Origin of the sequence: Thermoproteus uzoniensis 768-20 (genome assembly GCF_000193375.1) — an archaeon.
GTDB classification, from domain to species: domain Archaea; phylum Thermoproteota; class Thermoprotei; order Thermoproteales; family Thermoproteaceae; genus Thermoproteus; species Thermoproteus uzoniensis_A.
In genome coordinates, this window is sequence record NC_015315.1 from 67462 (window position 1) to 88076 (window position 20615).

Below are 20615 nucleotides of genomic sequence, written 5' to 3' on the forward strand. Positions count from 1 at the left end.
TCCCCAAACCTACGTGGGGCTCGAGGACTGGCTCGATAGGGGGATCTCCTTCATGAAGATGGCCCGGCTGGCGTATAGATCGGCGATATACAACGCGGCGTGTTTCAACGCCCACCAGGCGGCGGAGATGCTCTTAAAGGGCCTTATCGTAGACGCCACGGGGTCCCATCCGTTCACACACAGCCTCACGGAGCTCCTCGACGTGTTGCGGCGGCTGGGGAGAGACGTCCCCGACGAGGTCTACAGAGAGGCGGAGTGGCTGGAGCCGCACTACGTGCTCGCGCGCTACCCCGCCCGCGGCGTCAAGCCGTACGGTGAGACCACGGCGGCCCGTTGTATCTCCGCCATGGACCTAATAGCGGGGCTTGTGGAGAGATGGTCTGGGAAATCCTTGCCGAGAGAGTGAGGCAGTACCCGGAGAGGTTCGCCAGATGTGTGGAGGCCATAGTGGGGAGGTACGGAGGCCGGGTGTCCGTCTTCCTCTTCGGCTCTAGAGCGCTCGGCGTCCACGGCCAGGCGAGCGACTACGACCTCTTCGTCGTCGTGCCCGGCTACGCCGACTACTTCGACGAGGCGGCTGAGCTGAGGAGGCTGTGCCGCGGAGTCCCAGTCGACATAGTGCTTTTCTCGGCGGACGAGCTCGTCGTGGACGGCGTCGTGGCGCAGATGTTGCGCGGCTGCAAGACGATACACGACGGGCTCTCGCTGGGGCTCTGCCCCGGCGGGACGGCCTAGGGCCTGCGCCTGGACGCGGCGCCCCGCCTCACCGCGTCCTCCACTGCGAGGTAGAAGAGCAACGGCATTATGAGGGCGAGGAACGCCGTGGCCTTCATCTGGTCTAGATAGCCCGCCTTCGACTTGAAGTACAGATATAGGAGGCCCAACACGAATAGGACGGCCAACACCTGCAACTTCCTGAAAAACCAGCCGAGCCGCGATCCCATTAGCCCCTGCGCGGACTTGTATATAAGGTTGTCGTACACGGCGGTGTAATCCCTATTCCGCAGTCATGAACCTCTTCGCGACCAGGAGGCCGACCGCTGTCGATATGGCGGCGAAGACGGCCAGATAGCCGAGGAGCGTCGGGGCGTACGGGTCGTTCAAGACGACGCCTCTGCCTATCTCCGTGGCGAAGGTTATCGGGTTGACCGCCGCAATCGCTTGCATCCAGCTGGGGTAGAAATTGCGCGGGAAGAGCGCCGTCGAGGTGAACATCAGCGGCAAGTTCAGTATGTTGGCCACGAGCTGGGGCAGTTGCCAGTCCGACGACCTCATAGCCACGGCGAGGTATATGCTGGAGAAGCCGACGCCGAGCAGGACCAAGGCGGCTATCCACTCGAGGTAGCCGAGGGGGTCGAGAGGCAGCGGCACGCCGAAGGCCGCGGCCGCCAGCAACATGACCGGTATCTGTATAAGCCCTCTAGTGACTGCGCCCATGACCTTGGAGAAGAATATGGCCTCTCTCGGCGCTGGGGTCACCAAGATCTTCTTCAGAAAGCCGAAGCGTCTGTCCCAGACTACCGACATGGAGCTGAAGGTGCCGGTGAACAGCATCGACGTCGCCAGCTGGCCCGGCAGTATGAAGCCTATGTAGTTCGGCGTCCCGAAGAACTGTACGAGGTACTGCCGGGGCATCCCGTTGAGGGAGGAGCCGAAGAAGACTATCCACACTATGGGCTGTATGAACGTCATGACCAGCGCGAAGGCCCTTCTATAGATCTTCACGACCTCCCGCTTGTAGAGGCCCCAGAAGGCGCCGAGCCCGCTCATTGCCTAGCCCTCCTTATCATTGCGTAGAATTTCCTGTAGTCCACGTGCGACTCCTCTATCCTCTTGCCCGTCAGCTTCATGAAGACGGTGTCGAGAGTCGGCTTCTCGACCCTCAGCGACTTGACCGCCGAGAAGTCTACGGCCCTCACTATAGACGGTATGGCCTCGTCCGCCTTTCTGACGGTGATCCTGACCCTCCCGTCGGACGCAGTGACGTCGAGCACCTCGGGCACGGCCTTCAGCGACGATATATCTATGGGCCTCTCCACCTCGAGCTCGACCACCTCGCCGCCGACGCTGGACTTAAGCTCGGCGGGGCTTCCGAGAGCTATGATCTTGCCCAGATTTATTATAGCGACTCTCCCGCACAAGGCGTCGGCCTCCTCCATGTAGTGCGTGGTCAGGAGTATGGTGACTCCGAACTCCTTGTTGACCGCCCTTATGAGATCCCACAACATAGCCCTGGCGTTGACGTCGAGCCCTATTGTCGGCTCGTCGAGGAAGAGGACCTCAGGCGAGTGGAGGAGGGCCGTCGCGATCTCCAGCTTCTTCCTCATGCCCGTGGAGTACCCGCCGACAGGCCGCCCAGCGCTCTGGAGCAGATCGAAGTACTTGAGGAGCTCCGTTGCCTTCTCCCGCCAGTTCTTGACTCCCTGCAACCTGGCCTGTAGCTCCAGATTCTCCCAGGCGTTTAGATCGTCGTCGAGGATCACCTCGGACGAGACCCAGCCGACCCTCCGCTTGACCTCGTTCGGCTGTTCCACCACGTCGAAGCCCGCCACGTAGGCCTTGCCCGACGTCGGGGGCGTGAGCCCGGTGAGTATTTTTATCGTCGTCGTCTTGCCGGCGCCGTTTGGGCCCAGGAGTCCGAATATCTCCCCCCTGGCGACGGAGAAGGAGATTCCGGCGAGGGCGGTCACGTTGCCGTACCTCTTGACGAGGTCTACTACCTTGATGGCGTCGCCGTCCATACGATATATCGAATACCGGAGTATTTATCCCTTTGGCTATCTCAGGATGGACTCCAAAAAATCTATGTTTTTGGCGCTTCTCTTGAGCTGTTCGGCCGACCTCGGGCCGAGGCTCCACATAGTTTTGGCATTGCTTTCATTTCTCCTTGCCATGTCCGCATATCCCGTTCCACCGATATAAGGCTTTCGGTATAAGAGGTGGACCGTTATATATGTCTATTTTACTCTATATATACGCTCCACGTCGTAGCCGGGGAAACAAGCTTTGCAGTCGCGCGAGTAGACGTAGACCAGAGCCTTGTCCGGCGCGACCAACACGACGTCGCAACAGTCGGGGGGCTTGGGCAGAGGCGCGGGCTCTACGTGCACGACCACGTAGCCCCCGAGCCGCCTCCTCAGCCGCTCCTCCACGGCGTCCGCTATCTCGTGGGCCTCCTCCACGCTGAGCCCGCGCCTGACCTCTATGGTCGCCTCTCCGTGGTACACGGAGCCGGCCTTCCTCAACCTCACGTCCTTGACGGACACGACGCCCTCCACGCTCTGGGCAAGCGCCCTCACCTCGTCCCTCAGCTGGGGAGGGGAGTAGTCGAGGAGCTCCACGGCCGCCGAGCGGAGCAACTTGAGGCTCAGCGAGGTGAAGATAGCCGCTATCGCGGCCGCCGCGGCCACGTCAACCGCCGGCGCGATTAGATCGAAATAGGCGGGGGCCGCCCTCTCGAGGACTAGCCCCAACAGAAATACGGCGAGAACGCCGCCCGACGCGAAGACGTCGGTCGTGAAGTGGAGCGCGTCTGCGCTGAGGGCCTTGCTGTGGGCGAAGCGCTTGAGGACCCTAACCCTGTTGACGTCTATAGCTACGGCGCCGGCCACGGCGAACACCGCGAAGAGGTCCGGCGAATAGGCCTCCCACCTGATTAGCTTCTCCGCGCCCTCGAAGGCAACGAGAGCCGCCGCTATGAGCACCACGATCGAGCCTATGAGGCCGCCGAGAGCGTCGGCCTTATAGTGGCCGTAGGGGTGTTCGAGGTCCGGGGGCTTCCTGCTGGCCCTTATGGCGAAATAGGTCGCGGCCACGCCTATGGCGTCGACCGACGTGTGGGCGAGCTCCGAGAAGGCGGCGACGGAGCCCGTGAGAAGCCACGTCGAGAGGTAGAGGGCCATGACTGCCGCCGTGGAGATGACGGACGTCTTGGCCGCCCCCAGCTCGTCCACGGCGCCACTATGCTCGGAACATATATACTTTTCGATACTGTTAACTGAGATAAATGGCGGAGATATCGAAAACGATTTAAATCTCCGGCCAAGGCCCTCCGTGAGGGTGCTCGTGGCCGAGGGCTACGCCGACAGGAGGATCGAGGCGATTCCGGAAGACCTCCGCGAGCCCGTCTCCGCGAGGGGCCGTTGGGATGACTACGTCGAAATACACGGCGGGCCGCTGGCCAGCGCCGCAAAGAGGCAGGAGGGCGAGGTCCTCGCGGCGTTGGGCCTCCTAGAGGAGGCGTTGCGTAGGGGGAAGGCCGTCTTGGCCACCTACCCCCCGAGGACGTGGGCTACGACTCGGGCCGCGGAGGCCTGCTCAACGCTGTCGCCTATCTGGCCAAGAGGCTGGGCGCCGCCGTGGTTGCGCTGGACGCACACTTCCCCTGGGGGACTTGGGAGCTCCATCTAAGGCTGGGGTTCCCGCTACTGGCCATATACAGCGGCGCCGAAGGCCCACAGCCCGGGAAGCTGGCCAGGAGGAGCGATAAGGTAGTCGCGGTCCCCCTCCCGCCGGGGGCCTCCGACAGGTCTGTGGAGGCCGCTCTGGCCCTCGCCGAAAGGCTCAAGCGGCCTCTCGTGCTCGAGGTCGGGCTCGATCTCTACCGGCTGGAGCCGCTCGGCCACTTCTTCGCCACCACCGCGGCGTACCACGCGGCCGGCCGCCTCATAGCCGGCGGCGGGTACGTCGTGTTGGACTGCGCCTCCGCCGCGTCTATCCCGGCGCTCAAGGCCCTGCTCGCGGGCGCCGACGGTGGGCCGAACCCCCTGCCGGAGGGGCGGATCGAGGAGGGGCCGGCCGTGAGGAGGGAGGTAGATCGAGCGATCAGGAAAGCCGTTGAGCGAATAGATAAAATAAAATAGATATATCGAGATAACGCCATGCCGAGCGCCGGAAGGACCCTTGTGCTGACCAGCGTGGCGCACTTCATCAACGACGGAAACACGTGGCTTTTGCCTGTGGCGTACGCCTATATGGTCAAGGCCCACGGCATGCCCGCCTATCTGGCCGGCGTGATAGCGCTCGCCTTCGCGGGGCTGGGCGCCTTGGCGTCGCCTCTTGTGGGGCGCTTGATGGATATATATGGAAGGCCGCTTAAGCTCATAGGCATCGGCATGGGCCTCTGGGCTCTGGGACTCGCCGTGTTCGGATACGGCGTGGAGTTCTACAACGTGCCTGCGGCTCTCGCAGGAGCGGTAGTGGCCGGGATAGCCTCCGCCTTCTACCACCCTCTGGGGTCGGCCGCCTTGGCTTTGAGCTACGGCGGAAGTAGCGGGTACGCCATGGGCGTAAACGGGGCCATGGGCAGTCTGGGGAGGGCCCTCTACCCGGCCATAAGCACGGCCCTCTTCGCCATCCTCGGCTCCAACTACCTATACGCCTTGATCTCGCTGGCGGCCGTCTCCCTAGCCGCGGCTGTCCCCATGTTCCTCTGCGAGGAGCCGGGACTGCGCAGGGGCGGCCGCAAGGCCAGCTCCTCCGAGAGGCCCGACATGAGGGCTGTCGCCACGCTTACGGCAGTCGTCTTCGCCAGGGGGTTTGCGTTGCAGGGGATATCCCAGTACGTGGGCGTCGTGCTCGTCAGCTACTTCGGCTACTCCTTCGGCCAGAGCCTCGGCAACGAGATAACATTCTTCCTTCTGCCCGCCATCGTGGGCCAGCCGCTTTTCGGCTACCTCAGCGACGTCGTGGGCAGGAGGACCCTCTTGGCGGGGACGACGGCCGGCGCCGCGTTGTCGGCCGTCGCGCTCGTCGCGACAAGAAGCCTATACTGGTTGCCGGTATTCGGCCTCTTCACCTTCAGCGCCTTCCCGCTATCGTTGTCCTTGGCCGGCGATCTGGTGCCGCGGTCCTCGACGGGGCTGGCGACGTCCCTCGTATGGGGCCTGGGGAACACCGGCGGAGGCGCCCTCGGGCCTCTCGCCATGGGGCTTCTGCTGTCCTCCATGGGGCTCGGCGGGGTTTACGTGATGGCCGCAGTAGCCCTCGCCTCGGCCGCGCTCACTGTGTTGGTGCCGAGGCCGCCCAAGAGATCGCGCGTGCCTCTCTTCGGCTAGCAGAATCCGTTCGGCGACCAGAAACCGTCGTCACAGCTCGGCGCCCTGGACGTCCTCATCTAAAATTTTTTACGGAGTGTTATTAATCGATTGCCGATCTGTGAGGCCGGCGGGGTTTGCCGATGCGTGACGACGCTATATAAGGCCTTTTCTGTACGCGGCCAGAAACGCCAGCATGGTCTTGCCGTCCTTTATCTCTCCGCGGTCTACCATGGCCAAGACGTCCCGCGGCCTCATCATCACCACCTCCATATCGGCCTCCTCCGCGTCGCGGTCGCCAACGCCGACGTGCTCCGCCTTGTCTGTAAAGAAGATCCAGATCCGCTCGTTGCTCACGCCAGGCGTCGGGTAGAAGTCTAGAAGAGGCTCCAGCCGCAGAGGCCTATAGCCGGTCTCCTCGACCATTTCCCTGACGGCGGCCTCCTCCGGCCTCTCGCCGGGCTCCAGAGAGCCCGCAGGTATCTCCAAGGTCCTCTCCCCCAGAGCGCCTCTGAACTGCCGCACGAGCAGAGCCTCGCCGTCGACAAGCGCCAAGACGGCGACGGCGCCGGGGTGCACTATGTATTCCCCAACGGCGACCCTTCCGCCGACGACTCTCGACCTTCTGACCAAGGAGAACTTACTCCCTCTGAACACGACCTCGTCCATGGCGTAGATCCCGGCCGGATTTTAAACCTCGTTATAAGTTAGTTATTTGAGAAAAATAAATTTAATATGGAAACTACGAGGGGCCATGGAGCTGAAGATCGGACGGGCGATAATTAGGCACGGCGCCGAGGATCTATACGAGTACAGCGACGTCGACGTTGCTATAGTGGGCGCCGGCCCGTCGGGGCTCACCGCCGCGCGGTATCTGGCCGAGAAGGGGCTTAAGGTGATCGTGCTGGAGAGGAGGTTTTCCTTCGGCGGCGGCATAGGGCCCGGCGGCAATATGTACCCCAAGATAATTGTGCAGGAGGAGGCCCTGCCCATACTGAGGGACTTCAAGGTCCGCTACAAGCCCGCAGGCGACGGCCTCTACGCGGTCGACCCGGCGGAGCTCATAGCCAAGCTGGCGGCGGGGGCCATAGACGCAGGCGCCAAGATACTCCTCGGGGTACACGTCGACGACGTAATATTCAGGGGCGATCCGCCGAGGATCACCGGCCTCTTGTGGATATGGACGCCTATACAGATGTCGGGAATGCACGTGGATCCGCTCTATATACAGACAAAGGCCGTTGTGGACGCCACCGGCCACGACGCCGAGGTCGTCTCCGTAGCGGCGCGGAAGGTGCCGGAGCTCGGCATACAGCTACAGGGGGAGAAGTCCGCGTGGTCTGAGGTCTCGGAGAAGCTCGTGGTGGAGCACACCGGGAAGGTGGCGCCCGGGCTCTACGTCGCCGGGATGGCCGTAGCCGCCGTCTTCGGGCTGCCGAGGATGGGGCCCATATTCGGCGGCATGCTTATGTCCGGCAAAAAAGTCGCCGAGATAGTGGCGAAGGATCTGGCGGCCGAGGTCCATGCCGTTTGAGCTCAAGGTGCAGAGAACCACAGAGCTGAGGTGCGCCAACTGCGGGAGGATCATAAACGGGACGCCGATAGTGGTGAAGACTTGTTGCGTCAACAAGCCGTGGGTGTTCTGTAGCAGGGAATGCTACAAGCAGTTCCTTGGCAAGTGGTCTAAGAACCAGGACGCGGGCAGAGGCGGCGTGTTAAGACGTAATATATTATAGTTTTTTGGAATAATATTAAATTTATATAAGAAAAAATTAAAATTATATATTATAACCGATAGATCATGCATCTAGCGTGAGCATCGCTGGTTCAGTTTTTATAATGTGAATTTTTAGCATTTTTCGGAATATTTTTCAGCCATATAGCCAATGGATATCGATGACAGAGGAGAACAAACCTAAGGGCAGGGCCGCCGTCTTTCGGGGCTACGGCCAGCCGTTCACTATCGAGGAGGTCGAGATTCCTCAACCAAAAGGCGAGCAGGTCGTCGTGAGGACCGCGGGGTGTGGACTGTGCCATACAGATCTGCACATATGGCTGGGAGAGCTACCTGGCGTTCCCGAGAAGGTGCCGTCGGTGCTGGGGCACGAGCCCTCGGGCTACGTCGCGGCGAAAGGCGATGCCGTGCCCGACCGCGTTAAGATCGGCATGCCAGTGTTGGTCCAAGGCGGGTACTACCTAGAGGACGACATCTACACCCTCAAGGGGCTTAACCAGATGGCCGTCAAGAAGTCCCAGAGCTGGACAGGCGCCTACGGTCTCTACGGAGGCTGCTATGCCGAATACTTCTTGGTGCCCAGCTACAGATATCTTGTGTCGGCCGAGGGGCTGGACGACTTGGCGGCCGCCGCTGTTCTGACCGACGCGGGGCTAACGCCGTATAGGGCAGTGAAGACCGCCCTTAAGCTTGTCGGGGAGTTTGCGGAGCCGGGCGACGTCGTGGTGGCCGTCGGCGTCGGCGGCCTCGGATCCTTCGGCGTCCAGTGGGCCAACGTCCTCGCGCCCCATCTCGATGTGGTGGCCGTAGACGCCAAGGAGGAGGCGCTCGAGTTCGCAAGGAAGGTGGGCAAGATATATGCGTTGGTCGACGCCAAGAGGGGCGATCCGGCCAAGGCGGTGGCCGAGGCGGCCGCGGGCAGAAAGATAGTCGCTGTGTTGGACTTCGTAGGGGCCGAACAGACTATATCGAAATACATAGATTTACTGTCGCCGGAGGGCGTCTACGTGGTCGTGGGCCTCGGCGGCGTTAGAGGCAGTTTCCCGATCGCCGACTTGGTAATCAACGAGAAGAAGATAGTGGGGAGTCTCTGGGGTTCAGTGGCTGACCTCACGGAAGTGGTAGACTATGCAAGGAGGCGCGCGGTTAACTACGGAGGCTTGGTGACGAAGAGGTGGAAGCTGGACGAAATCAACGAGGCGTTTCAGGCCATGCGTAGGGGCCAGTACGTCGGGAGGATGGTGGTGGCTCCCTAGGGCAAAGCCGGCCTGTACGCCAGCAGACGGGCGGCGGCCCTCGGCACACGGCCGATTTTCTTGACCGGTATCAACGCCAGCACAGGCCCGCTGTAGGGGACGTATACTTTGACCTCGACCTCCCTATTGCAGACGACGCCTCTGAGGTAGCCGCGGCGTATCTCCCCCTCTATGGCCTCCTCCATGTTGTCGAGGACTATCTCGTCTTCAGTAATCGGGGCGGCGCCGACCAGCGCCACGCCTCCGTTGGGCGACCTAACCACGTCGACCTTCGCAGGAGGAGGGACCGGAGGCCGGGGGACGGCCATCTGTCTGATCTCCAGTTGTCCGCAACGCGCCTTCCCCGTAGAGAGGAGAGCGGCGCCGGTTGTCGGGTCGTAGTCGATCAAGATCATAGCGGCGTGGGCCCAACCATATAAAAGGATCCGTCGAGTTCACGGCGCGGTGTGCCCAGTGAACTTGTCTGTTCACGACGTGAACTACGCCGACTGCAAACCTTTATATTAGGTTCACCGGGAAGTTGCCTAGAGGAGCGGCGGGGGGCCCGCGCCGTCGGCCCCCTACGTATCGGCCGGCGTATCGATATATACCGCCTCTAGGGCGTAGCATTACGGCGCAAAGCGACTTCTATAATGAATATTAATGAAAAACGGAACCACCTTCATGGAAATAACTATCAGGATAAGCGGCGCCCAAGGCGAGGGCGTCGAGTCCGCCGGGCGGCTCGTCGCGCTGTCGCTCGCCAAGCTGGGCTACCACGTCTTCGCCTTCCGCCAGTACGCGTCCATAATCAAGGGCAACCCCACCATGTTCTACCAGATCAGGGCCTCGGACAAGAAGATATACAGCCACGGCCGGTGGAACTCCTACGACGTCTTGGTCGCCCTCAACAAGAACGCCCTCGCGGCCCACGAGGGGAGGGCCAAGTACGTGATCTACGACTCCGCCGATAGGCAGACCCCGCAACGCGCCGGCGAGATCCCAGTCCCGCTGACGGACTACGCCTTGAAGGCCGGCAACAAGATTATGAGGAACACAGTAGCCGTGGGGGCCCTCATGGGGCTCCTCGGGGCGGATATATCGGTGTTGGCCGGGCTCCTGAAGAGGGAGTTCGGCGAGAAGGGCGAGAAGATAGCGGAGCAGAACATACAGGCCGCCCAGATGGGCATGGACCACGCGGCCAAGACGGCCGGTAGCGCCTGGAGCTTCTCTAAGGCGGGGGAGCAGAAGCTCCTAATGTCGGGGGCCGAGGCGCTCGCCGTGGGCTCTATCTTGGCGGGGATGAGGTTCTACGTCGCCTACCCCATGACTCCCGCCAGCCCCATAATGCACTTCCTGGCCGAGGCCGGCCCCAAGTTCGGCGTCGCCGTGGTCCAAGCCGAGGACGAGATAGCCGCCATAAACATGGTCATAGGCGCGTCGTTCGCCGGCGTGAGGGCGGCCACGGGCACCTCGGGAGGCGGGTTCGACCTCATGCATGAGGGGTTCGGCCTCGCCGCGATGATAGAGACGCCGGCGGTGGTCTTCCTCAGCCAGAGAGGCGGCCCCAGCACCGGCCTCCCCACCGAGACGGAGCAGGCGGACCTCCTCATGTCGCTTGCGCCGTCCCACGGCGAGTACCCCCACGCAGTTATAGCGCCCTACACCATAGAGGACGGCCTCTACGCGGCCGCCAAGGCCTTCAACATAGCCGAGAAGTACCAGATACCCGTCATAGTCGCGACAGACCTCTACTTCAATGAGTCGCTGGCGACGGTGGACGACATAGACTGGGGCAGGTTCAAGATAGAGAGGGGGCAGCTAGTCACTTCGCCGGTGGTCTGGGAGGAGTACAAACGCTATAAGCTGACCGACGACGGGATCTCGCCGAGGACCATACCGGGAGTCCCCGGCGGCATGTACGTCGCCACGAGCGACGAGCACGACGAGAGGGGTGACGTGATCACCGATAGGCATTTGCCGGAGATAAGGAAGGCCATGCACGAGAAGAGGATGAGGAAGCTCGCCAAGGTTGTTGAGGAGATGGAGGGGCCGGCCTCCTTCGGCTCCGGGGAGATAGCCCTAGTCACCTGGGGCTCCACCGCCATGCCGGTGCTGGATTTGTTGTCGCAGAGGCGCGACCTCGCCGCCGTGGTGTTCAGGGACATCTACCCGCTTAACAGAGAGGCCGCGGCCAAGGCGCTGGACGGCGGGAGGGCGTTAATAGACGTCGAGCTGAACCGCGAGGGGCAGCTGGCCGTATACCTCAAGAGGGAGCTGGGCGTCGAGTTCAAGAGGAGGGTGCTCAAGTGGTGGGGCGAGCCGTTCAGCGTAGACGAGTTGTCCGAGCTGGTGTAGCCATGGCGTCGGTCAAGGTAAAGGTCGATAGAAAGCCCATGGACTTCGCCGTGGCGAGGGCCCCTATCTGGTGCCCCGGTTGCGGCGACTACGGCATACTGGAGGCCTTGAGGAGGGCGCTGGCCGAGGTGGGGGCGAGGAACGAGGACGTCGTGGTGGTGTCGGGGATAGGGTGCTCCTCGCAGTTGCCCCACTTCATGAAGACCTACGGCGTCCACGGAATACACGGCCGCATACTGCCCGTGGCCACCGGCATAAAGATATCTAACCCCAAGCTGACCGTCATAGGCGTTGGCGGGGACGGCGACGGCTACGGCATAGGCCTCAACCATCTGATACACGCCGCGAGGCGCAACGTGGGGGTCGTGTACATAGTGTCGAACAACCAGGTCTACGGCCTCACCACCGGCCAGATGTCGCCGACCACCCTCAAGGGCGTGAAGACCAAGACGACTCCCTACGGCTCCATAGACTCGCCGGTCAACCCGCTCGCCCTCGCCCTCTCGGCGGGGGCCACGTTCGTGGCGAGGGGCTTCAGCGGCGATGTGGCCCACCTCGCCCAGATAATCTCGGAGGCGTTGAGGCATAGAGGCTTCGCCCTGGTCGACGTCTTGAGCCCCTGCGTCACGTTCAACCGCATAAACACCTACGACTGGTTCAGGGCGCGCGTCTACAAGCTCGAGGCGGTCGGCCACGACCCCGCAGACTTCGAACAAGCCTACAAGAGAGCCCTCGAGTGGCCGACGCTGGATCCCTACGGCAAGATACCCATAGGCATCTTCTACAGAAGGGAGGATCTGCCCGCCTACGAGGAGGAAGTGGCGAAGTTGCTGGGAGGCAAGGCGCCCATAGAAGCCCCGCTGGAGCTGTCGAAGGAGAAGATATCGGAGCTCATGTCGTACTTCGGGTGAGGATGCGCCTAACGTAGCAGAACGACAACGACTTACTACAAGCCTAAACCCGGCAGTCTCTAATACATGTAGACCAGGACTCCTTTCTCCTTCGCGTAGGCCTCCACCTCTTTTCCTAGCTGTGTGCCGGCGAGGACCGGCACCGTGGGCTTTCCCAGCCTAGACGCCACCACCTCGGCCTTCGCTAGGAGTGCCCCTACGTCTTCAATTTTCGGCCTCACCTTGACCTCCACGACGAAAATCTTCTTGTCAGTCTCCACGAGGAGATCCACATCAACCCCGTCAAAATCAGCATTCCTAACACGCCTAACAACAAACTCCCCAGCCGCCCTTATATCCGCCGAGAGATCCTCCCAGACATATCTGCTAAAGACGGCCTCAGTCAACGCGCCTAGGTTCTCCTCAAGCCGAGAAAACCTCCTATTGACCTCATCCTTAAATGCGAAATATTCGTCGAGAAAACGTCTCCAAGTCTCGAACCACTGCTCCCACATCTTGCGATTCTCCTCCCACCTCCTCTCGTTTTCTTGCCAACGGCGTTCGTTTTCCTCAAGGAACTTCTTCCAAGTCTCGAACCACTCGCGCCAACGCCTCTCGTTCTCTTCCCAGCGTTTTTCGTTCTCCCGCCACCTACGCTCATTCTCTTCCCAACGCTTGTTGCTCTCTTCCCACCTCTTCTCGTTCTCTCTCCATCGTTCTTCTTCTGCCTTTACAAAGGTCGTGAAGTCTTCCCGGAGGCGTCTGAGCTCCTTCAGAATCTCGTCAAGGCCTAAAAGGCCGGCCACAGCTAGGCGAAACTCCTCATCCTCACGCAAAAGACGAAGAAACTCCTCCTTAAGGCCCACGTAGTGTTTATCTCCTAAATATAAACTTCTGAGGTTACACAGGCCCGCCTCCGCGCCGGTCCGGAAACGTTTTAACCCCACCGGGAGGCCGTGCTGTGCTGAAAGAGGTCCTGGCGGAGGAGTTGGCGAAGGCCCGGAGGGCCCGCCACCGGAGGCTCGTGGCCGTGGTCGGGGTGGACGACCGGAAAGTCGCCGAGGCGGTGGCGGATGCCTTGAGGGCGTTCGAGTCGGCCGCAGGCGGCGGGGAGGGGCTCTACATGTTCCAGCCGGAGTACGCAGACGCCAACAGGAGGCAGAACTACGTCAGGGATCTCCTCGAGGGATCCTCGTTGGAGGTCGAGTTCAGGCCGTATAAGGACACGCCGAAGTTGCTCGGCAAGACTTACGACTTCGCCGTCCTTGATCTGATCAACGACTTGAAGCCCAACGACGTGGGGAGGCTGGGCGGCGTCGTGGCCGGCGGGGGGCTCTACGTCCTCGCGGTGCCGCCGCTAGACGTCTGGAAGTCCTACATAACCAAGTTCCAGGCCACGTTGTTGGTGCCGCAGTACAAGCCCGACGACGTGAGGCATAGGATGAAGGAGCGGTTCTGGCGGAAGCTGTTGGAGCACGACGGCATAGTCGTGTACGACGCGGAGAGGGGGGAGGTGCTCAAGAGGCCCTCCTCGGAGCCTCCAGAGTGGGTCAGGCCGGAGGTCAAGGTGCCGGAGAAGGCGGTTATCCCCGTCAAGATCTACCAGCTCGCCGCCACGCAAGACCAGGTGGAGGTCCTCAAAATGATGGAGGAGCTCTACGAGAAGCCCAAGCGGAAGCAAGTCTTAGTAGTGATAGCCGACAGAGGCAGAGGGAAGAGCGCGGCGTTGGGGCTGGGCCTGGCGGGGCTCGGGCATAGGCTGAGGAAGGCCAAGTCGCAGGTACAGCTGGTGGTCAGCGCGATGGAGTATCCCAACATGGAGACGCTCGCCGAATTTCTCCTGAAAGGCCTCAAGGCGTTGGGCTACAAGCCCGGCGTGGAGAAGGAGGGCGGAGAGATCCGCTCCGTCAAGGCGAAGGGCATATTCGTGGACTTCATAACGCCGTACCAGTTGCTCAAGCGGGAGAGGGCCGACATAGTGGCGGTGGACGAGGCCGCCGCCGTGCCTCTCCCCATACTCTACGCCGCCCACAAGAAGTTCGACCGCACTATCTTCGCGACCACTATCCACGGCTATGAGGGCGCCGGGAGGGGCTTCTCCATAAGGTTCCTCGAGAGCCTCAAGAAGGACCCCGACACGGACGTGAGGATATACGAGATGGAGGAGCCCATACGCTACGGCAGAGGCGACCCCGTAGAGAGGTGGCTGTTCGACGCCTTCCTGCTCGACGCCGAGCCCGACGATCTGGGCGACGAGGACTACGAGCTCATAAGGGAGAAGAGGCTACGCTACCTGGGCGAGGAGGAGATAGTCTCGGACGAGGAGAGGCTGCGCAGGTTCTTCGGCATATACGTCCAGGCCCACTACAGGAACGAGCCCGACGATTTGGGGATGCTCCTCGACGCGCCGCACCACACCGCGCGGGCCGTCGCCCTGGAGAACGGGAAGATAGTGGTGTCTCTGGAGCTGGCGGAGGAGGGGGGCCTCGGCGACGACTTCATAGACGACGCGCTGAGGGGCCTCAAGTTGCCGGGGAACATACTGCCAGACCGCTTCCTGAAATACTGGCGGTTGCCCGACTTCGCGAGGCTGAGGGGATGGAGGATAGTGAGGATAGCGACGCACCCGGCGGCGCAGGACATGGGGCTCGGCACGGAGGCCCTTAAGATGGTCGAGGAGGAGGCGAGGAGGAGGGGCTACGACTGGGTGGGCGTCGGCTTCGGCGTCTACGGCAAGCTCCTCAAGTTCTGGATAAGGAACGGCTACGTGCCCATACACATATCGCCGGAGCGCAACCCCGTATCGGGCGAGTACAGCGTCCTCCTCATAAAGCCCCTCAACGAGAAGGCCGCCGAGTATGTGAGGTACGCCAACGTGGAGTTCAGACGGCGCCTTCTCCACTCGCTGATGGGCCCCTACAGCGACCTAGACCCCGCCGAGGCGAGAATGCTCTTGGAGGACTGGGGCTGGGACATAGAGCCCAAGCCCAAGCTGTCCCGCAACCAGATAGACAGGCTGGTGGCCTACGCGGTGGGCCCCATGACCTTCGAGAACGTCTCCGACGCGTTGTACTTCCTCGCGGCGCAGTACTTCTACTCCTCCAAGGCCAAGAGGCCCTCCCTCGACGAGGCCCTAGAGCTGGCCCTAGTCTCGAAAGTGCTCCAGGCGAGGCCGTGGAAGGAGGCCGCCGAGAGCGTCAAAATAAGGAGAGGCACCCTCATGCTCATGTTGAGAGAGATAGTCAAGATACTGCTCTTCTACTACTACGGCGGCGAGTTCGAGGTGCCGCTTTTCGTAGTCGGCGTGGTGAGGGGCGAGGACTGACGGCCGCGGCGTCGGCCTCTCGAGGATGCACATTGCGCCGTTAGGTCGTCCTCGGCCCACAATGCCTCGGCGTCGAGATAGCTGAATGGTTTAAAGCTTAAATACATATGTAAAAAGTGGCGCCGTATGGAATCCAGCTATGAGACTCGCCGCGTCTTGCGGCGAGAGATAGGCCTCCTCGACCTCGTCTTTTTGAGCTTCGGCGGACAGTCGCCCTTCCTCAGCATACTGTCCTACGGCGTCTTGGTGTTCACATCGGTGGGGGCTATCGCCCCTGTGGCTATACTGCTCGGGACCTTAATGGTGTTGGTCAACGGGCTGGTGGTCTACAGGCTGTCCACCAGATTCACACAGGCGGGCGGCTACTACACATATGCGTACTACTCCCTCACCAAGAGGCTTGGCTTCGAAACCGGCTGGCTCTACACGATATACGCCGTGCTCTACGGCGCGGCCTACGTGATCGCCGCCGCTTCCGTCCTCGTCAACGTTGTGGGGCTACCTCCGCTGTTGGTCCTCACATCGATCTTCGCTGTGTCTTCGATATTTCTAATCCTCGGCATAAAGCCCACCGCGCGCTACGCCATGGTGGCCAGCATGGTCGAGGCGGCCGCCATGGCCGCAGTCGCCTTCCTCTTCCTCTCGTCGACCGGCTGGCGGTTTTACAACCCCCTCGCGACCGCCGTCGCCCCGAGCTCTCTGGCCGCCGCGGCGATACTCGGCGCCGGCATCCCGACCGGCTACGGCTCCATAACTCCCGTGTCGGGCGAGGTCAAAAACCCGAGGCGCAACGTGCCTCTGGCCATAGTCGCCGTTATATTAATGGGAGGGGGCCTCGCCGCCCTCGACGTGTACGCAATAGCCGACCACTTCATCTACTTGGGCGGGGCCGGCGGCTCGGTGCTGGACCTCATAGCGCTTAGGTTCGGGCTACTGACCCTCTCGTTCGTGTTGTTCGCCGCCGTAAACGACGGCGTCCTCGCCACACTGGCCTTCATGATAGCCGCCTCCAGGACGCTGTACGCCATGTCCTTCCACGGCCTCATACCGAGAAAGCTCAGCGAGGTCAAAGGGCGGTCTGGGCCTCTATACGCGTCGCTGGTGACAATAGCGCTGTACGCACTGACGCTCTACTCCTCGTACATCTCCCTAGGCCTATCGGCCGCCTTCGCCGCGCTGGCCCTAATATCCATGTTGGCCAACTCGATCGTCCACGTCTCCGCCAACTTCTCCTTGCTCAGGATAGCGCTCAAGAGAATCCGCAAGAGGGCGCCCGAGCTGGCCCTCTCGGTGGCCGCCACTGCGTTGACCACGTACCTCCTTCTGCAGAGCATAGGCGGCATACCGCTCCCGATCGTGACGGGCTTCATGGCCCTTCTCGTGCTCGGCTTCCTGCTAGCGGAAATAAGGGAGATGATCGTCGGCGAGGAGGAAGAGGAATAAATATTAAGCCAGCCAGAAGCCGCACATGTGCGTCCGCATCCCGACAATCTATACAAACGCCTCCAGAGGGCCGAGGCCGGCTACGACGACGTTGAGAAATACGTCGTCGAGCTTTTGAGGCAACTTCTGCCGGACGAGGAGGGGCAGATAACGGAGAAGCTACGGCGGTGGGGGTACGCATGAGGGCGCTGGTAGTGGGGGGAGGCGTTGTCGGGCTCTTCGCCGCGTACTATCTGAGGAGGGAGGGCGCCGACGTCGTCTTGGTCGACGGCTCCGAGCCCGGGGAGGCCTCTAGGGCCGCCGCCGGCATATTGGAGTTCACCCGCTTCAAGATAAACAGGATAAACGTCGTCGGCTATCCCGCCGCCTACCTCTCCATGTTGGCCAAAGGCGCGGCCCGCATACGCCACATCGACGTCAAGTGGATTCTGGCCTACGTCAAGGCCTACGGGAGGGATCCGGGCGAAGACGTCTGGGAGGCCGTGAGGGAGATGGGGAGGTTCTCGTGGGCCGAATACAGGAGGCTGGCCGAGGAGAAGAACGACTTCGACTACGCCGAGGAGCCTCTGTACGAGCTAGTCGCCGACCTCGACGCCGAGGTCGAGGAGCTGAGGCGAGATCCGCTGAGGCCTAGGTTCGAGGTGGCCGAGTTCGAGGGGAGGCAGGCTGTCGCGTATCTGGAGGCGGCCAAGCTCTCCACCGATCTGGCCGCCAGGAGGCTCCTCGCCGAGGCCTCGCCCGGGCGCGTGGCCGCATACGCCGAGGCTGTGGGCGACGGCTACGTCGTGGCCGGCGGGAAGAGGGTCGAGGCGGACGTCGTGGTCGTGGCGGCCGGGTGGAGGACGTCGAGGCTTCTCGGACTGCCCGTGGCGCCCTTCAAGGGCTACGGCTTCCGCGTCAAGGCGTCGAGGAGGCCTAAGGCCATGTTCATAGACCTCGCAGACACCGGCGTGGCGGTCGTCCCCCTGAGCGGGTGGGTTAAGGCCACCGGGCGCTTCGACTTAGACTCGACGGAAGACCACTCGCCGGCGGAGAAGGTGTTGGCGGGCGCCCGGAAGCTGTTGGGCGAGGTAGAGGTCCTCGACATGGCGGTCGGCTACCGGCCCTGCACGCCCGACGGGCTCCCCATACTGGAGAAGATAGGCGAGAGGCTCGTCGTCGCCGCGGGGGCTTGTAGGCTGGGCTGGACCTTCGGGCCGGCTCTAGGCAGGACGGCCGCCGACCTGGCGTTGGGCCGTATCAAGTCGACGAAGTTCCCGTCGTCTAGGTTCAAATAATTTTTATCGGGGAGGCGGGTTCTAGCCGGTGGAGCGCTTCTTCCCCTACGACGACTTTAGGCCCTTCCAGAGGGAGCTCGCAGTTGCAATACTCGACGGATTCAGATCCGGCAGAGTCGTCTTGGCCAACGCGCCGACTGGGCTAGGCAAGACTGCCGCCGCGCTCGCCGCCGCGTTGACGTATGCGGAGGAGGCCGGGGCCAAGGTCCTCTACCTCGTGAGGACCAAGAACGAGATGTTGCAGCCGCTGAAGGAGCTCGCGAGGCTGAGGGCCCGCGGCGTCGAGGTGAGGTACGCCTTCCTCAGGAACAAGCAAGACATGTGTTGCTACAAGGAGTTGAGAGGCCTCCCATACGCCGAGTTCCTCGCCGAGTGCCGCTACTTGAGGGGTCTGGGAAAATGCAAGTACTACCCCCCGAAGCCATTCGAGCCGGAGACGCCGCTGGCGCCTCGGTCCTTCGTCAAGGCCGCATGCGAGGCGGGGACCTGCGCCTACGAGTCGGCCAAGGCCCTGGCGCTTTGGGCGGACGTAGTCGTCGCCACGTATTTCTACGCCTTCAGCCCCAGGGCGGAGCAGTGGGTCGACCTCGGCCGGACAGTCCTCGTAGTCGACGAGGCGCACTCCCTCCCCGACGCCGTTGCGTCGATAAACTCGGTCTCGATCACCGAGGCCGAGGTGAGGAGGGCTAGGGCAGACGCCGAGAAATACGGCGAACAGGAAGCGGCTGCGTCGTTGTACAAGGCCCAGAGAGGGCTCAAGGAGCTGAGGCCGGGCCCCGTGTCGGTGGGGGACGCCCTCTCCCTCTTCGACGAGCCTGGGCAGATAGAGAGAGCCGCACTTGAGGTCGTCAGGCGGAAGGCCGACGAGGGGTCGACGCCCTACTCGCCACTAGTCGCCGTGGCCGAGTTCCTCAAGGCCTTGAGGGAGGGAGGGCGGTATCTAGTGCTGGCCGAGGAGTCGGAGGAGGGGGTACGGCTCAAGGCGGTCCCCTACGACGTGTCGCGGACCATATCAGCCGTGTTGGGGTCGGCCAAGGCCGCCGCGCTCATGAGCGGCTCCCTCCCAGTGGACCTCTTCATTAAGGCCGTGCCCCTCCAACGGAGCCCGAGCGTCTTCGACGTGCCTTTCGACAAGTACATAGGCCCCGGCAACTATCTCGCCGTCGTCGATAGGTCCGTTACGTCCAAGTACAGCGCGAGGGGCGAGGAGATGTACAAGGCGATGGCCAGAAGAATAGCGGCGGCCGTCTCGGCCTCGCCCAAGGGCGTCCTGGCGGTGTTCCCCAGCTACGACCTGCTCAAGGCCGTCAGGAAATACCTATCCTTCAACATACCGCTCTACGTGGAGGCCAGGGACACCGACCTCGAGGAGATCGAGCTGGGCTCCAAATTCGCCGTCTTCGCCGTGGCGGGAGGGAAGCTGGCCGAGGGCGTAGAGTACGTTAGGGACGGGGCCAACCTCCTATCGACGGTGGTCATCGCCGGCGTGCCGTACCCGGAGCGCGACTACTACCTCGACAAGAGGGTGGAGGACCTCTCGCCGGGCCTGGGCCCCGAGGCCGCGTGGAACGCCGTATACCTATACAGTGCGGTGGTCAAGGTCAGGCAGGCTGTAGGCAGGCTCTTCAGATCGCCGGGCGATAGGGGGGCCCTCGTCTTCCTCGACCACAGATTCCTCGAACCGGACGTCTACGTCCAGCTGAAGGATCTCCTGAGAGGCGCCAAGATAGTCGAGGACGAGGAGGGGCTGAGGAGGGAGCTGGGGCGGTTCTTCGCTACCTCTTCCTGAAAAACGCCCTCCATATGGCGAAGAGGGCTATGGCCAACACGACGTCGGTCGCCGCGAGCGATATGGACAACATCTCGACCGCCCTCCCCACGTCGCCCAGCGAGAAGAGGAACGACACTATGCCCAACACGGCGCCCACCACGCCGACAACGGCTCCGACGAGGGGTAGCATCTGAGGCGCCGTCGGGCCGCCGGCGGGCTGGGCAGGCCTCCTAGGCGGCGGAGCCGTCTGTTGCTGTTGCGGCTGTTGGGTAGGCGGCTGGAGGGGCAGAGGCGGAGGCGGGGGAGGCGGGTAGGCCCTCTGCGTCGCCCTGGGCAACGGGTACGGGTAGGGATAGGGGCCCGTGGTCGCCGGCGGCGGAGGGGGCGGCAGAGGCGGAGGCGGCTGTAGCGGTTGCGGCGGCGGGGGCTGGGCTCCTGGCTGCGGAGGCGGCGGCTGCTGTTGTGGCGCCGGAGGTCTCTGCAAAGGCGGCCTCCTCAGAGGCTTCTCCTCGCCTCCAGACTCCTCGCTAGACATGCCCCCTACGT

At 62.4% G+C, this 20615-nt stretch carries 23 protein-coding genes; 15 read left to right on the forward strand and 8 right to left on the reverse strand.

The genetic code is table 11. The features are described 5' to 3' along the window. Positions 1-13 precede the first annotated feature (13 nt). Positions 14-406 (forward strand): HEPN domain-containing protein, encoded by a 393-nt coding sequence (locus tag TUZN_RS00315; protein ID WP_013678910.1) that lies wholly within the window; start codon positions 14-16, stop codon positions 404-406. Further along, the gene (locus TUZN_RS00320) at positions 376-735 is read left to right on the forward strand and encodes a nucleotidyltransferase domain-containing protein (protein ID WP_013678911.1); all 360 of its coding nucleotides are present in this window, start codon (positions 376-378) and stop codon (positions 733-735) included. The genes TUZN_RS00315 and TUZN_RS00320 overlap by 31 nt, the downstream gene beginning before the upstream one ends. Here the strand turns inward: TUZN_RS00320 and TUZN_RS00325 are convergent. The 4 genes from TUZN_RS00325 to TUZN_RS00340 form a co-directional block, all read right to left on the reverse strand. Beyond that, entirely contained in the window at positions 732-944 is a 213-nt protein-coding gene (locus tag TUZN_RS00325; RefSeq protein WP_052885973.1) for a hypothetical protein, read from the reverse strand. The two genes, TUZN_RS00320 and TUZN_RS00325, sit on opposite strands and share 4 nt — an antisense overlap. A gap of 52 nt (positions 945-996) precedes the next feature. Continuing rightward, positions 997-1770 carry an ABC transporter permease gene (locus tag TUZN_RS00330; RefSeq protein WP_013678913.1) on the reverse strand — a complete coding sequence of 258 codons (774 nt, stop codon included), beginning with the start codon at positions 1768-1770 and terminating at the stop codon, positions 997-999. Beyond that, positions 1767-2741, reverse strand: coding sequence for a daunorubicin resistance protein DrrA family ABC transporter ATP-binding protein (locus TUZN_RS00335; protein WP_013678914.1), 975 nt, complete (start codon positions 2739-2741; stop codon positions 1767-1769). The genes TUZN_RS00330 and TUZN_RS00335 overlap by 4 nt, the downstream gene beginning before the upstream one ends. Before the next feature lie 216 nt (positions 2742-2957). Next, entirely contained in the window at positions 2958-3953 is a 996-nt protein-coding gene (locus tag TUZN_RS00340) for a cation diffusion facilitator family transporter (protein ID WP_013678915.1), read from the reverse strand. Between the two features lie 100 nt (positions 3954-4053). On the opposite strand from TUZN_RS00340, the gene TUZN_RS11615 reads away from it, so the two are divergent. From TUZN_RS11615 to TUZN_RS00350, 3 genes are read left to right on the forward strand one after another with little or no spacing between them, the layout of a single operon-like run. Continuing rightward, entirely contained in the window at positions 4054-4410 is a 357-nt protein-coding gene (locus tag TUZN_RS11615; protein ID WP_420804559.1) for a hypothetical protein, read from the forward strand. Beyond that, positions 4347-4862, forward strand: a complete 516-nt coding sequence (locus TUZN_RS00345) for an arginase family protein (protein WP_420804564.1) — start codon at positions 4347-4349, stop codon at positions 4860-4862. Before TUZN_RS11615 ends, TUZN_RS00345 begins: the two co-directional genes overlap by 64 nt. 18 nt (positions 4863-4880) lie before the next feature. Next, positions 4881-6056, forward strand: coding sequence for an MFS transporter (locus TUZN_RS00350; protein ID WP_013678917.1), 1176 nt, complete (start codon positions 4881-4883; stop codon positions 6054-6056). Positions 6057-6191: 135 nt separating this feature from the next. On the opposite strand, the gene TUZN_RS00355 is transcribed toward TUZN_RS00350, so the two are convergent. Beyond that, the gene (locus TUZN_RS00355) at positions 6192-6704 is read right to left on the reverse strand and encodes an NUDIX hydrolase (protein WP_013678918.1); all 513 of its coding nucleotides are present in this window, start codon (positions 6702-6704) and stop codon (positions 6192-6194) included. A gap of 85 nt (positions 6705-6789) precedes the next feature. Here TUZN_RS00355 and TUZN_RS00360 point away from each other — a divergent pair, with 85 nt between their 5' ends. The 3 genes from TUZN_RS00360 (at position 6790) to TUZN_RS00370 (ending at position 9026) form a co-directional block, all read left to right on the forward strand. Then, on the forward strand, positions 6790-7569 hold the full coding sequence (locus TUZN_RS00360; protein WP_052885974.1) for a sulfide-dependent adenosine diphosphate thiazole synthase: 780 nt from the start codon (positions 6790-6792) through the stop codon (positions 7567-7569). Continuing rightward, entirely contained in the window at positions 7559-7771 is a 213-nt protein-coding gene (locus tag TUZN_RS00365; protein WP_052885975.1) for a TRASH domain-containing protein, read from the forward strand. Before TUZN_RS00360 ends, TUZN_RS00365 begins: the two co-directional genes overlap by 11 nt. A 160-nt stretch (positions 7772-7931) precedes the next feature. Beyond that, a complete protein-coding gene (locus TUZN_RS00370; RefSeq protein WP_013678920.1) occupies positions 7932-9026 on the forward strand; it encodes a zinc-binding dehydrogenase in 1095 nt (364 codons plus the stop codon). Here the strand turns inward: TUZN_RS00370 and TUZN_RS00375 are convergent. Next, the gene (locus TUZN_RS00375; RefSeq protein WP_013678921.1) at positions 9023-9421 is read right to left on the reverse strand and encodes a hypothetical protein; all 399 of its coding nucleotides are present in this window, start codon (positions 9419-9421) and stop codon (positions 9023-9025) included. The two genes, TUZN_RS00370 and TUZN_RS00375, sit on opposite strands and share 4 nt — an antisense overlap. A gap of 268 nt (positions 9422-9689) precedes the next feature. Here TUZN_RS00375 and TUZN_RS00380 point away from each other — a divergent pair, with 268 nt between their 5' ends. Together TUZN_RS00380 and TUZN_RS00385 are read left to right on the forward strand one after the other, a co-directional pair. Continuing rightward, positions 9690-11363, forward strand: a complete 1674-nt coding sequence (locus TUZN_RS00380; RefSeq protein ID WP_013678922.1) for a 2-oxoacid:acceptor oxidoreductase subunit alpha — start codon at positions 9690-9692, stop codon at positions 11361-11363. Between the two features lie 2 nt (positions 11364-11365). After that, the gene (locus tag TUZN_RS00385; RefSeq protein WP_013678923.1) at positions 11366-12274 is read left to right on the forward strand and encodes a thiamine pyrophosphate-dependent enzyme; all 909 of its coding nucleotides are present in this window, start codon (positions 11366-11368) and stop codon (positions 12272-12274) included. Positions 12275-12333: 59 nt separating this feature from the next. On the opposite strand, the gene TUZN_RS00390 is transcribed toward TUZN_RS00385, so the two are convergent. Beyond that, positions 12334-13119: a hypothetical protein gene (locus tag TUZN_RS00390; RefSeq protein WP_013678924.1), complete on the reverse strand. Its 786-nt coding sequence runs from the start codon at positions 13117-13119 to the stop codon at positions 12334-12336. Positions 13120-13214: 95 nt separating this feature from the next. Here TUZN_RS00390 and TUZN_RS00395 point away from each other — a divergent pair, with 95 nt between their 5' ends. The 5 genes from TUZN_RS00395 (at position 13215) to TUZN_RS00410 (ending at position 20087) form a co-directional block, all read left to right on the forward strand. Next, complete coding sequence (locus TUZN_RS00395) at positions 13215-15578, forward strand: tRNA(Met) cytidine acetyltransferase TmcA (RefSeq protein ID WP_013678925.1); 2364 nt, start codon at positions 13215-13217, stop codon at positions 15576-15578. A 126-nt stretch (positions 15579-15704) separates the two neighbouring features. After that, positions 15705-17021: an APC family permease gene (locus tag TUZN_RS00400; protein WP_013678926.1), complete on the forward strand. Its 1317-nt coding sequence runs from the start codon at positions 15705-15707 to the stop codon at positions 17019-17021. A 27-nt stretch (positions 17022-17048) separates the two neighbouring features. Then, positions 17049-17204: a hypothetical protein gene (locus TUZN_RS11180; RefSeq protein WP_013678927.1), complete on the forward strand. Its 156-nt coding sequence runs from the start codon at positions 17049-17051 to the stop codon at positions 17202-17204. Beyond that, positions 17201-18298: a D-proline dehydrogenase gene (gene dpdh, locus TUZN_RS00405; protein ID WP_013678928.1), complete on the forward strand. Its 1098-nt coding sequence runs from the start codon at positions 17201-17203 to the stop codon at positions 18296-18298. Before TUZN_RS11180 ends, dpdh begins: the two co-directional genes overlap by 4 nt. A 28-nt stretch (positions 18299-18326) precedes the next feature. Continuing rightward, complete coding sequence (locus tag TUZN_RS00410) at positions 18327-20087, forward strand: ATP-dependent DNA helicase (RefSeq protein ID WP_013678929.1); 1761 nt, start codon at positions 18327-18329, stop codon at positions 20085-20087. Here TUZN_RS00410 and TUZN_RS11280 read toward each other — a convergent pair. Further along, positions 20074-20604 (reverse strand): hypothetical protein, encoded by a 531-nt coding sequence (locus TUZN_RS11280; protein WP_013678930.1) that lies wholly within the window; start codon positions 20602-20604, stop codon positions 20074-20076. The genes TUZN_RS00410 and TUZN_RS11280 overlap by 14 nt on opposite strands. Positions 20605-20615 lie beyond the last annotated feature (11 nt).

Bases quoted from the DNA above. Each gene is read 5' to 3' on its own strand.
- TUZN_RS00380 (WP_013678922.1), top strand. From the start codon at position 9,690: ATGGAAATAACTATCAGGATAAGCGGCGCCCAAGGCGAGGGCGTCGAG.
- TUZN_RS00335 (WP_013678914.1), bottom strand. From the start codon at position 2,741: ATGGACGGCGACGCCATCAAGGTAGTAGACCTCGTCAAGAGGTACGGC.
- TUZN_RS00355 (WP_013678918.1), bottom strand. From the start codon at position 6,704: ATGGACGAGGTCGTGTTCAGAGGGAGTAAGTTCTCCTTGGTCAGAAGG.
- TUZN_RS00360 (WP_052885974.1), top strand. From the start codon at position 6,790: ATGGAGCTGAAGATCGGACGGGCGATAATTAGGCACGGCGCCGAGGAT.
- TUZN_RS00325 (WP_052885973.1), bottom strand. From the start codon at position 944: ATGGGATCGCGGCTCGGCTGGTTTTTCAGGAAGTTGCAGGTGTTGGCC.
- TUZN_RS00350 (WP_013678917.1), top strand. From the start codon at position 4,881: ATGCCGAGCGCCGGAAGGACCCTTGTGCTGACCAGCGTGGCGCACTTC.
- TUZN_RS00365 (WP_052885975.1), top strand. From the start codon at position 7,559: ATGCCGTTTGAGCTCAAGGTGCAGAGAACCACAGAGCTGAGGTGCGCC.
- TUZN_RS00320 (WP_013678911.1), top strand. From the start codon at position 376: ATGGTCTGGGAAATCCTTGCCGAGAGAGTGAGGCAGTACCCGGAGAGG.
- TUZN_RS11280 (WP_013678930.1), bottom strand. From the start codon at position 20,604: ATGTCTAGCGAGGAGTCTGGAGGCGAGGAGAAGCCTCTGAGGAGGCCG.
- TUZN_RS00330 (WP_013678913.1), bottom strand. From the start codon at position 1,770: ATGAGCGGGCTCGGCGCCTTCTGGGGCCTCTACAAGCGGGAGGTCGTG.
- TUZN_RS00370 (WP_013678920.1), top strand. From the start codon at position 7,932: ATGACAGAGGAGAACAAACCTAAGGGCAGGGCCGCCGTCTTTCGGGGC.
- TUZN_RS00385 (WP_013678923.1), top strand. From the start codon at position 11,366: ATGGCGTCGGTCAAGGTAAAGGTCGATAGAAAGCCCATGGACTTCGCC.
- TUZN_RS00375 (WP_013678921.1), bottom strand. From the start codon at position 9,421: ATGATCTTGATCGACTACGACCCGACAACCGGCGCCGCTCTCCTCTCT.
- dpdh (WP_013678928.1), top strand. From the start codon at position 17,201: ATGAGGGCGCTGGTAGTGGGGGGAGGCGTTGTCGGGCTCTTCGCCGCG.
- TUZN_RS00400 (WP_013678926.1), top strand. From the start codon at position 15,705: ATGGAATCCAGCTATGAGACTCGCCGCGTCTTGCGGCGAGAGATAGGC.